This is a genomic window from uncultured Turicibacter sp. (genome assembly GCF_938044715.1).
Lineage (GTDB): Bacteria > Bacillota_I > Bacilli_A > MOL361 > Turicibacteraceae > Turicibacter > Turicibacter sanguinis.
The window spans coordinates 1-11,719 of sequence record NZ_CALIOS010000115.1 but is presented as its reverse complement, the minus strand read 5'-3'; the positions used below and the strand labels follow the sequence as shown (position 1 = coordinate 11,719).

Genomic DNA, 11,719 nt, shown 5'->3' with positions numbered 1-11,719 from the left:
AACTGCGTGATTAATTGATGACTAAAGGCTTTATTTTCAGAAAAAACATAAAAAGCTAATGGATTAGGATGAGCTTTTAAACAACGCTTAATCTCATCCATTGATTGATAAGACATCGTCGGAAGAAGAGGACCAAATAACTCATCCTCCATTAAAGAAGAAGTTAAGGTCACCTCTTTGAATACAGTAGGTTCAATAAAACGATCTTCTAAATCAACAGCTCCACCCATCACAACCTGATCACGATTTCCTTCTATTAAATCAGCTAAACGCGACGCATGACGGGTCGTTACAATACGTCCAAACTCAGGATTTGATTGAATGTTATCTCCGTAAAATGACTTAATGACCGTCTGTAACTCTTTTAAAAAAGCTTCATAAACGGAATGATGAACCATCACGTAATCAGGGGCAACACAGGTTTGACCAGCGTTCATAAATTTTCCCCATGCAATACGCTTAGCAGCCAACTTTAAATTCGCTGTTTCATCTACAATTACAGGTGATTTTCCTCCAAGTTCAAGTGTAAGAGGTGTTAAATGATGGCTTGCTTTTTCCATCACAATCTTTCCAACATTCACACTTCCGGTAAAGAAAATATAATCAAATCGTAAATCAAGCAAAGCCTGATTCACTTGGTAATCACCTGTCACCACTGAGACATATCGAGAATCAAAGGCTTCCTTTATTAAACGAACCATAACTGATTCAACATGTGGTGTAAACTCAGACGGTTTTAAAACCGCAACATTTCCACCTGCAATAGCCCCGATTAAAGGTTCTAATAACAGTTGCACTGGATAATTAAAGGGACCAATAATTAAAACAACACCATAGGCACTTGGAATAATCAAAGACGTTCCAATTAATTGTGCCGCTTCTGATTTCACACGTTTAGGACGCGCCCACTTCTTTAATCTTTTTAACGTATAATCAATAGAAGCGTAAATAAAACCTATCTCGGTTGAATAAGCTTCAAATTCATTTTTTCCTAAATCAATCTTTAAGGCTTCTTGTAAGTCCACTTCATATTTTTTAATCGTTTCTTTTAATCGTTTTAATCCTTCGATTCGTACAGAAAGTGGAATATTCCCTCCTCGTTGCTCAAGATAATCTTGATGCTGAGTCAAAATATGATTTAATTCTGTCTTCATTGATTCTTGTTTCTCACGATGAGTTTGATGGTTCGTTAAATTAGAATTTAATGCTTTCATCTTTGTCGACCTTTCATTTGAAAAAACCTTTCTAAATAGAAGGGTAATCATTTTTTTATTTTCTTTTATAACGTCGGTTTTCCTTTTTATTAATATAAACACCCGCTAACCCGGTAATAATAATTGAAATAATCGTTACAATTAAAAAGCCATATTGATTTTCTTGAAATGGCACCGGGACGTTCATCCCCCAGAAACTTGATACAACCGTTGGAACCGCAATAATCACAGAAACAACTGTCAAAAACTTCATGACCATATTCAAGTTGTTTGAGATAATCGTTTCAAAGACATTTAAGTTGCTATTTAAGATATTTCCATAAATCTTTGACATGTCTATGGCCTGCTTATTTTCGATAATCACATCTTCAAGCATCTCAGCTTCTGGCGTATCTGATTTTTCAAGCTTAACTAGACGTTCAAGGACGATTTGGTTTGAGCGAAGTGAGGATGACATGTATACTAATGATTTTTGTAAGTCTAGCATTTCAATTAAATCTTCGTTTTGAGGCGTTTGGCGAAGGGCACGCTCAACTTGACTACTTTTTCGTTCAATGACACGTAAGTATCCTAAATATTGAATCGAAATCGTATAAAGAATTTGATAAATATGACCATTAATACTTTTCGTTTGGGTCTTTAATCGCTTACTAAAGACACTTAACTCTTGTGTACACAGTGTTAATAATAATTTATCTGTTTTTACAATTCCTAAAGGAACCGTTGAATAATATGTATCAGACTCATATGAAACAGGGACGTCAACAATGATCATCGTGAAGTTATCTTCGATTTGAACACGAGAACGTTCCTCCTCATCGAGTGCCGTAATAACTGTTTCAAACTCAAGGTCATGCTCTTTACACATAGCCTCAACCTCTTGATGCGTTGGATTAATTAAATTAATCCATTGAAACCCACTATTCGTCAGTGAATTAACAAAATTCACTTCATTTCTCATCGAATCACCTCTTACATTTTCACACCTAAGAACGTTTCACCGCAAACATAAGTGTGATTAATTTAATTGTCCGTATGGGAATGGAATCTTCCACTTATGTTCACCTCCAAAAGCATGATGCTAACGTTTTAAAAACATAAACTACTCGATCGTAATTAGTGTTTGCACACGCTAGACTAAATATAACAGGATAATTTTTTTCCTTTTAAAGTATACAACTATTTTCATAAAATAACCACCTTGAAGCGGAAGTTTTTTCACGTTTCGACATTTTAATTATTTTCGACACGATACCTTACCCTCAAACTCCCTATAATTGGAAGACTGCGAAAGGAAATCCGAAAAGATACGGAGATTTTCTTAACTTTTGACATTAAGTCGGATATAATGGTTATATTACAATTTTGTTGATTTGAAAGGACGTGACTATTTAAATGACTTCTGAAAAAGTTCATACACCCGAAAAATTAGTTCCTGAGGTTACTAGTAACTTGCGTAAAAATTTTGTTCGCGTTCCTGAAGTGATTCGTAATTGCAGTGGAATCCGTATTTTTGGTAAACGATTAAAATCATTTATTTTTACAACTGATGTTGCAATCATAAAAAATACAAATGCTGATGCTGTTATTGCTGTTTATCCATTTACCCCACAACCTACTATTACCCAAGCCATCTTAACAGTCTCTGACATCCCTGTTATCTGCGGAGTTGGTGGAGGATTAACTCACGGAACACGTTCTGGAAACATTGCGCTTCACGCTGAATTCCAAGGTGCAATTGCCGTTGTCTTAAATGCACCAACCCCACACGAAACCATTAGGTACGTTAAAGAAAGTATCGATATTCCAGTTGTTGTAACCGTTGTTTCGGAATCAACAGATGTTCAATCTAAAATTGAAGCGGGAGCTGACATCATTAATGTCAGTGGAGGTGCCAATACCGCGGCCATTGTTCGTTCTATTCGTCAAAAATTCCCAACTATCCCAATTATGGCAACGGGTGGACCAACAAATGAATCAATCTTAGAAACCATTGCGGCAGGAGCAAATGCCATTACTTATACACCTCCAACAAATGGAGAATTATTCCGTGTTAAAATGGAACAATACCGTGAAATTGAAAACAGTGGTCAAACTTATCAATTAACACCCACTGAAAAAGAAGCATTAGCTGAATAAGAAAAAAGCTCTGATAATCTCAGAGTTTTTTTTATAAATGTCCCTCTCCTCCTTCTTAAACCGTGCCATTTCTCCTTTCCTTTGAGTAATTTATATTAGGCATCAAATAAGGGGGGAAATTTGTGAAGATCCATAGATTAATCGTAAATAGTACAAATAGTTTGAGCATTGAACCAATCGATTTCCATTCACTAACACTCCTCGTTGGAGTCTCAGGATCAGGAAAAAGTCAAGTTCTTCATTATATTAAAGAGTTAACCCAACTGTTACAAACTGGACAAACCAAGACACTCGAATCTGGGCACTACGTCCTTGATTTTGAATACAATGAGCACCTATATACTTATGAAGTGACACTTGATAACTATCATATCATCAATCAAGATTTAAGTTCTAGAGAAGGTGCCTTATCCATTCCACTACAAATTAAAAACATCAACGAAAAAATTCGTTATGTTCTTCCTGTTTCACTCATCAGACAACAACAAATTAAAGAAAACTCACTAAACTTCTTAAGTGATAACACCTTAGAAAGACTAGCCTATATTTATCAATTTCAAAAAGAGCGTTTCGATATTCTAAAAGCCTTATACCAACTGATATTTGAAGAAGTCGAAGACTTGACCTTTGAAACAATTGAAAATCAATATGTTCTACGTCTAAAAGATAAATCAGGTGCTACGCTGACGCACCACAACTTATCAGATGGGATGCTTAAAACACTTATCTACTTAAGTGAAGTAACCTTAGCTAAACCCGGAACAGTCTTATTAATTGATGAATTTGAAAATGGTTTAGGCCTTAATTGCTTAGGACTCATTCTAGAAGAGATGATTCAAAAACAAGGAATTCAAATGATTTTAACCAGCCATCATCCCTATATCATTAATAACATTACACCTTCTTGTTGGGTCATTGTTCATCGAATCGACTCTATCGTTTCAAATAAAACAGCAATCGAACTCGGCATTGGTCAAACCAAATACGATGCCTTTTTTGAACTCATGAACCGACTTGAATACGAAGGAGTCTTCTAACATGAATCTCTACATTCTCGTTGAAGACGGAAAATCTGGTCATAAAATCATCGATAACTGGATTGGCAATTTAATGCCTTCTCTCACACGAGTTGCCACTGTTAATGAGGTGACTGACCAAAATTATGTCATCTTTAGTGGGCTCGGTTATCCACGTCTTCTTGGAACAGATCCTAGCTCACCTTCTCGAAATATTCTAGGACAAACCATTGAAACCATCAATCGAAGTCATAAATTCAACTACCTTCTCATCTTCTTAGATGGAGATGATGAAGGCGTCATGGCTCGTAAACAGATAACAATTAATAAAATCAAAAACTATCCACATGCCTTATCTTGTCCCTATCAAATATTCGTTCAAAATAAATGCATTGAAACCTGGTTACTCGGTAATCGTGACTACTTCCCAACCAGTTACAGTAAAGCCTTTGCCCCTTTTGCTAATCATTATAATGTGGCAATCCAGGACCCTGAACTCATGGAAAAAGATAATCGTGGCCTCGTCAGTACAAATGCTCTATATCATGAACGATACTTAAGACAAATGATGCAAGAAGTCGGTCTTCACTACATGAAATCTCGGGCTCATCCTGTGATGTATAGTCTTGAGTTCATTGAAGGCCTTCAAAAAAGAGTTTTTGAAACAGATGACTTACGAAGTTTAAAAGAATTTTTTGAGTTCATCCAAAAACTAAATGACACGACTTTAGCCCCTAACGGCCAGTGACGGGCTTTTTAACGCTCATCTTTAGACCGTACGAGAGATGAGTCTTCATGATTCTAATCCTTTCATCTCAAGAGAAAGGATTAGGCCGAAGTCAATCAGGTTACTTAACATCGTACTTTCCTCGCGATACTTATAGGTAATCTAAATTTTAAATCAATCAAAGTTTTCTAAAAATCAAGAAAACTTATCGTCACTGATATAGGATAAAAAATAAAAATATAGTAAAATGACAACAAAGACTATAAAAGCGAGGGAAGAACATGCAAGCACAATGGACCATTCAATTAGACACCCATCTCTACGGTTGTTTCAATACATCCTTATTAATTTGCGAAGAAGACAATGCTCGATACGCGACTGATGAAGAACAAATAGACTTTTTAAATCGCCTCATTCAAATTGACTTAGAAGAATTAAAAGATGCTTATTTAATCGAACGATTAGATATTTTTAGAGAACATCTAATGGCTTTAAATTTCACACCAGAATTCTTCCATTGTTGGAATGAAGTAGCGCCTAATAGCTATACAGAATATTTAAAAATTGAGCATCAAGAGAATAAAAAAATCGTGGCTTGCTTTAAAGTCAACACGACGCAAGGGATCAAAAATCAGGAAATCATCGATCTTGTGGGTGAGATTGAAAGTATCAGTGTAACCAAATATGAAATTGCAAAAGATTCTAAAATTGGATCCATTAAACTTCAACTATTAGATTTAGGGATTCATGAATTAAAGGCATAAAAAAGACGGGGTGAGTCCCCGTCTTTTTTCTATTCTTCATCTTCAGTTAATGTTTTGCGTCCATAGAACACATCTTTATCAATATGATTATATTTTTTTCCAATTAAAACAGCTGTTGTTAATGTTCCGTTTACATTTAGCATCGTACGTCCCATATCTAAAATCGGATCAACCGCAATAACTCCTGCAATCAGTGGGAAATAAGCTCCCATTCCCATTCCTGATAACACAACTGAAATCGCCATCGTTGCAGACCCAGGAATTCCAGCAATTCCAAATGAAGCTAACGCAATCACTAAGACTAACATCGCAATAAAGCTTAAATCAATCGGTGTTCCCGTCATGTTAGCTACCATGACCGCGACTAATGCAGGATAAAGTCCCGCACATCCATTCATTCCAGCATTAGATCCTAAACTTCCAACAAAAGTAGCCGTTCCGTTATCAAGTCCAACATTATCGGTTAGCTTTTCAATACTTACAGGTAATGTTCCAAGACTTGAACGTGAAGTAAAGGCTAATACTAAGGCATCTAATACATTTTTAACGTAACGGAATGGATTTAATCCATTCATTGCAATTAAGATTAATTGCACCACAAACATCACAGCGACTCCAACATACAGGGCAATAATAAAGTCAAACACTTGTCCTAAAGCTGACATTCCACGTCCCGCAATCGTATTTGCTAGTAGGGCAATCACGGCATATGGCATCCATTTGATGATTGTCATCGCAACACTTAAAATGATTTTATAGAAAGCTTCTACAAAATCAATAAATGGCTTCACCACATCATAATACTTTTTCGTTTGACGTTTCGTCGCAATTCCTAAAAAAGCCGCAAAAATAACAACTGCTACCACATTTCCTTCTGCCATCGCTGCAATTGGATTAGATGGAATTAGCCCACGAAGTGTATCAACAATTGAACTCACTTCACGAATAGAAACATCACCCTCCATTAACGTTGTGCTAACCCCTAACTTAAATAAGTTTCCAATGATTAATCCAATAATCGCCGCAATCGTTGTTGTTCCAACTAACGTCAACAAGGTTCTAGCTGTCATCGCTCCTAAATTTTCTCCCTCTTTCATGTTAATAATAACACGAATAATTGAGAAGAAAATAAGTGGGACAACTAACATTTTTAATAAATCCATGAATCCGTTTGCCACTAATCCATACCACTTATTAATTTCTGCAATAAATGGAACATCCATCGGAACATCTGGGAATCCGCCTACAACTTGAATTAATAATCCAAGTACAAGACCAATCGCAGTTGCCGATAACATACGTGTTGAAAATTTAACTTTCTTTTTTTCAAATTGCTTCATCACAAAGAATAAAGCAATTAAAATCGCAATAAAAATAACCGTTCGAATATCGGTTAAATATAAGAAATCTGTAAAAAATGAACTTGTCATCCGTTCACTTCCCTCCTATTCAATTTGTCAAGTGTCTTTTATTTTACAATGATGCTTTTAATTTAGCAACTAATATAATAACTATTTTTCATAATAATGATTAACATTCACAATCATTAAGTCATCTGATTCAATACAAACTTCATTTTAAACGAATCAAAATAGCATCTTAACCTTCCTAGCGTGCTTTATATAGAATACCCCAATCTGATACTTTAATCCAAATTGTGATTGATAACAAATAAAAAAACCATGATTATCATGGTTTTATTCCATTTCGGTAAGAACCTCTCCTTCCACCCCTTGTAATAATTCAAAATAATACCCAATCAAGACTGTATCATCGATGTAAGAAGATTCTTTAACGCAGATACGGTATAAATCAATTAACTTTAAACATTCCTCTTGTGATTCTACCTTATAAAACGGTTGATTTAAATCTTCACTATTGCCGGTGAGTAAATTTCCTCCAAGATAGACTTCTGTTTGATCAACTACATAAAGAGAAGGTAACTGTTCAAGCCACGTCTCATTAATAATTTTAAAATTCGTTCGTCGTTCAATATGTGTCACAGATAACTCAGGTTTTTGACAACATAAATAATATAAGACACCACAGACCATCGTAATTAAAACAAAAAGTCCGACTTTAAATGGAAAACGAAGAGAAACAATTAAAAAAACAAGCGTCAATCCAACCAAAATCAGAGTCGCTAAAAATTTTAATTCCTTCACTAATTGAATTCGTTCTAAGTCAACCTCAATTTTTAAGGACCGATATAAAACTTCATGAAATAAATGATAAAAGTAGGAATCCGATTTTTCAAAGATATGACTCGTCATCGTGACATCGACTTCAACTTGAGGTGAAAATTGAAATTTCGCAAACTCATCTGGATTAACTTCACTAACATAGAGTTCTGTTTTTTTCTTTGAAGCTCCTAACCGTTCCTTAACCTCTTCAAGTGAACACGATTTTAACGATTTAAGATTAGAAAAATCCATTGCTATTCCTCCCATCCATATCTATTAACTAGCATCACCTTTTCGCTTGGGATGGTTTTTTAAATTGTACAATAAAAGTTAGTTAAAAGAGACCTCATGAATACCTAGTACGATGCTTATTATTCTGCCATCTCTTTTCCTCCTTTATACTAATATATGCGATGACACATAAATTTAACCCTCCCTTTCTTCATGCTACTCAACCTCCATCCTAAAAATCATCCAGATGACAAACATCAAATCTAATTCTGAATCCTCACCTCTTTTAATCTCATATTGTTGTTCATTACGCCAAAAATTATAACGATACTGCACTTCAAATAAACACGCTCCTGACAAATTTTAAATTTGCCGAGGTTCCTTACTTTCACTCGTTGCAATCACCTCTAAATTTGGTGAATAAAACACATAATTCTCCTCATCTTCTAACACATAACCTGACACTAAACCCGCTTCATTAAGCCCCTGAAATAACAGCTGATTCTGAACACTCTCAAAATAACTCACCAATTCATGATTCACGGTACACATACACATTCGCCTCGAAAAAAGATGACATTTCAAGTCGTGCATATCCCACTTTCTTATCTTCAATATAAATCGCTCGGTACTCATCCATCGCTAATTGACTGCCTTTTAAAACAATCTCCTCCCGCTCTTGAAGACATGCTCTCATTTCTTTGGCACTTAGGGTACTTCCTCTATCGAGCAACAATTCAAACTCACACATAACCATCCCAACACACGTCACAACTATCAAAATCAAAAGTCCTACAATTAAGATAAAGCGACCTATTTCAGAAAAACCCTCCCACCTCACTTCAATCACTCCAATATCTTAAAATTCAGTTCTCTAAATTTTATTGTTTTTTTGACATAAATATGAATTTTCATGAAAAACGATCCCTTTTTAACCAAAAAAAGAGCGAAAATTCGCTCTTCTATCGTTTACGTTTAATTAATCTTTCCACAAAGATGGCCATTGCCCCATCTCCAGTGACATTAGTAGCCGTTCCGAAACTATCTTGTGCCGCATGCAAAGCAATCATCAATGGCTTCTCAAAACTTCCAAATCCAAGCATGGATTCGAGTAACCCAAGAGCCGCCATCACACCACCTCCTGGAACACCAGGTGCCGCAATCATCATAATCCCTAACATTAAAATAAACGGAATATACATCGCTAGTGTTGGGGATTGTCCATTTAATAACAAAATGGCCATCGAGGTTAACACTAATGTCATGGTATCACCCGCAATATGAATGGTTGCAGACAATGGAATCACAAATTCACAAACTTCTTCATCCACATCATTCGATTTTGCACATTCGAGCGTAATCGGAATCGTTGCAGCCGATGACTGCGTTCCAACAGCTGTTAAATAAGCGGGGAACATATTTTTTAATAATCGAAATGGATTTTTACGTTTAATTCCCCCAGCTACCGTATATAAAATGATTAGATATAAAACCTGCAATCCAAATAAGACAAGATAAACCATTAAAAAAGATTTAATCGTTGTGAAAATGGTTCCACTATAACTGAGTTCTGCAAAAACCGAACCAATATAGATGGGAACAATCGGAACAATCACTTTTGAAATCACAGACATCATAATCTCACTAAAATCCTGACAGACTTTAAATAAAGAACTTTCTTTACGAGTTGAAAGCCCAATTCCAAGTAAAAATGCTAAAACTAGTGCGCTCATCACTCCCATAATCGCTGGCATTTCAATCGTAAAAATCGGGGTAATCGTGATGCCATCTTCCGTAAATAAGCTAATGCCTCCTATTAAAGAAGGTAATAATAATTTTCCAATTACGAAAGCCAAAAATCCTGCACTAATCGTTGAAACATAGGCCAGTACCGTTGTTAGAAATAAACTTCTTCCTGATTGATTTCCAAGCGATGCAATCCCAGGAACAATCAGTCCAATAATAATTAATGGAATCACAAACGAAATAAACGCTCCAAATAGACTTCGGAAAGTCGCCATGATGGCAATCGGTAAACTCAACTCGGTGGTGCGACACATCACCCCCAAACTGATTCCGATGATTAACCAAATTAAAATACGTAAAATTAATGGCATCTTTTTCATGCTTCTTCCCTCACTTCTTTTGAAATATTGTTACTATTATCTCAAAATTTACAATTTTTTCAACATTTTATTACCAAAAATAACATATTTTTTTAAATTTAAAAGGAATCTCTAATTCTGAGATTCCTTCTTTTTTTTATCAAATTGGGTTATGACCTCACTTTAACGTGAAGATCATGTATCTCCTCTTGTTTAAGATAAGCTAAATAACGTTTGGTTTCAGCTACCACAACCCCACTTAAAGCGATTAACGCAATTAAATTCGGTAAAGCCATTAATCCATTCACAATATCAGCTATTAACCAAACTGCATCTAATTGTAAGAAAGCTCCAAGTCCAATCATGATGATGAAAAGAATACGATATAGCGTAATACTTTTCACACCGAATAAAAATTCACAGCAACGCTCGCCATAATAGTTCCATCCTAAAATCGTGGTAAAAGCAAACAGCGATAAACACACCATTAAAAGTAAAGAACCTAAAGGCATCCCCCAGACAGTCGGTAACACAGAATTAAATGCAGCTTCTGTTAAAGCACCACCCGAAATCCCTTCAACCGTAAAGACACCTGTTACGATTAAACTTAAACCCGTTAATGTACAAATAATGAGACTATCGATAAAAGTTCCCGTCATCGAAATTAACCCTTGTTCAGCTGGCCAATGAGTTTTAGCAGCTGCTGCTGCAATCGGTGCACTTCCAAGACCTGACTCATTTGAAAATACGCCACGCGCGACCCCATTTCGAATAGCCATTGCTATCGTTGCTCCTGAAAAACCGCCCATTGCGGCTGATGGTGTGAAAGCACCACCAAAAATCATTTGAAAAGCTGGCAGAATGAACTGATAATTCACGATTAAAATAATAAGACAGATGATAATATAAGCCCCTGCCATCACAGGCACCACTTTTTCTGCAACTTTTGAGATAGCCGTAATCCCACCAAACGTAATAATCCCAACTAAGACAGCTAATAAAAGTCCAGTGATTTTTGCAGGAACATTTAATGTCCTTTGAATACTTGAAGAAATCGCATTGACTTGCGTAAACGTTCCAATACCAAGTAAAGCCACTAAAATCCCACTAAAAGCAAAGAATATGGCTAATGGTTTAAACTTTTTCCCCATTCCATTTACAATGTAATACATCGGTCCTCCCGCTACGTTTCCATTTTCGTCCACTTCACGATATTTAATGGCTAATACGCCTTCTGCATACTTCGTTGCCATGCCAAAGAACGCAGCTAACCACATCCAAAAAAGTGCTCCTGGTCCTCCCGCTGAAATCGCAGTCGCCACTCCAATAATATTTCCTGT

General features: G+C 35.9%; 12 protein-coding genes. 4 read left to right on the top strand and 8 right to left on the bottom strand.

Annotated features, from left to right (window positions below):
- A partial coding sequence (locus QWC74_RS10870) for an aldehyde dehydrogenase family protein (RefSeq protein WP_288994042.1) occupies positions 1–1,214 on the bottom strand: 1,214 nt, incomplete at its 3' end.
- Between the two features lie 55 nt (positions 1,215–1,269).
- Positions 1,270–2,175, bottom strand: coding sequence for a magnesium transporter CorA family protein (locus tag QWC74_RS10865; protein WP_006783818.1), 906 nt, complete (start codon positions 2,173–2,175; stop codon positions 1,270–1,272).
- A gap of 434 nt (positions 2,176–2,609) precedes the next feature.
- Between QWC74_RS10865 and QWC74_RS10860 the strand changes: the two genes are divergently transcribed.
- The 4 genes from QWC74_RS10860 (at position 2,610) to QWC74_RS10845 (ending at position 5,860) form a co-directional block, all read left to right on the top strand.
- Entirely contained in the window at positions 2,610–3,353 is a 744-nt protein-coding gene (locus QWC74_RS10860) for a hypothetical protein (protein WP_006783819.1), read from the top strand.
- A 122-nt stretch (positions 3,354–3,475) separates the two neighbouring features.
- Positions 3,476–4,390: an AAA family ATPase gene (locus QWC74_RS10855; protein ID WP_006783820.1), complete on the top strand. Its 915-nt coding sequence runs from the start codon at positions 3,476–3,478 to the stop codon at positions 4,388–4,390.
- Position 4,391: 1 nt separating this feature from the next.
- Entirely contained in the window at positions 4,392–5,117 is a 726-nt protein-coding gene (locus QWC74_RS10850; RefSeq protein WP_006783821.1) for a hypothetical protein, read from the top strand.
- Positions 5,118–5,377: 260 nt separating this feature from the next.
- Positions 5,378–5,860 (top strand): hypothetical protein, encoded by a 483-nt coding sequence (locus QWC74_RS10845; protein WP_009606236.1) that lies wholly within the window; start codon positions 5,378–5,380, stop codon positions 5,858–5,860.
- A 29-nt stretch (positions 5,861–5,889) separates the two neighbouring features.
- Here the strand turns inward: QWC74_RS10845 and QWC74_RS10840 are convergent, their stop codons facing one another.
- The 6 genes from QWC74_RS10840 to QWC74_RS10815 form a co-directional block, all read right to left on the bottom strand.
- Complete coding sequence (locus QWC74_RS10840; RefSeq protein ID WP_006783822.1) at positions 5,890–7,290, bottom strand: cation:dicarboxylate symporter family transporter; 1,401 nt, start codon at positions 7,288–7,290, stop codon at positions 5,890–5,892.
- A gap of 267 nt (positions 7,291–7,557) precedes the next feature.
- Positions 7,558–8,295 (bottom strand): hypothetical protein, encoded by a 738-nt coding sequence (locus tag QWC74_RS10835; protein ID WP_006783823.1) that lies wholly within the window; start codon positions 8,293–8,295, stop codon positions 7,558–7,560.
- A 342-nt stretch (positions 8,296–8,637) separates the two neighbouring features.
- Complete coding sequence (locus QWC74_RS10830) at positions 8,638–8,826, bottom strand: hypothetical protein (RefSeq protein WP_009606241.1); 189 nt, start codon at positions 8,824–8,826, stop codon at positions 8,638–8,640.
- The gene (locus tag QWC74_RS10825; RefSeq protein WP_229040030.1) at positions 8,807–9,115 is read right to left on the bottom strand and encodes a hypothetical protein; all 309 of its coding nucleotides are present in this window, start codon (positions 9,113–9,115) and stop codon (positions 8,807–8,809) included. Before QWC74_RS10825 ends, QWC74_RS10830 begins: the two co-directional genes overlap by 20 nt.
- A gap of 121 nt (positions 9,116–9,236) precedes the next feature.
- Positions 9,237–10,400 (bottom strand): dicarboxylate/amino acid:cation symporter, encoded by a 1,164-nt coding sequence (locus tag QWC74_RS10820; RefSeq protein WP_006783826.1) that lies wholly within the window; start codon positions 10,398–10,400, stop codon positions 9,237–9,239.
- 149 nt (positions 10,401–10,549) lie between these two features.
- On the bottom strand, positions 10,550–11,719 hold a 1,170-nt coding region (locus QWC74_RS10815), incomplete at its 5' end, for a sodium:alanine symporter family protein (protein ID WP_288994037.1).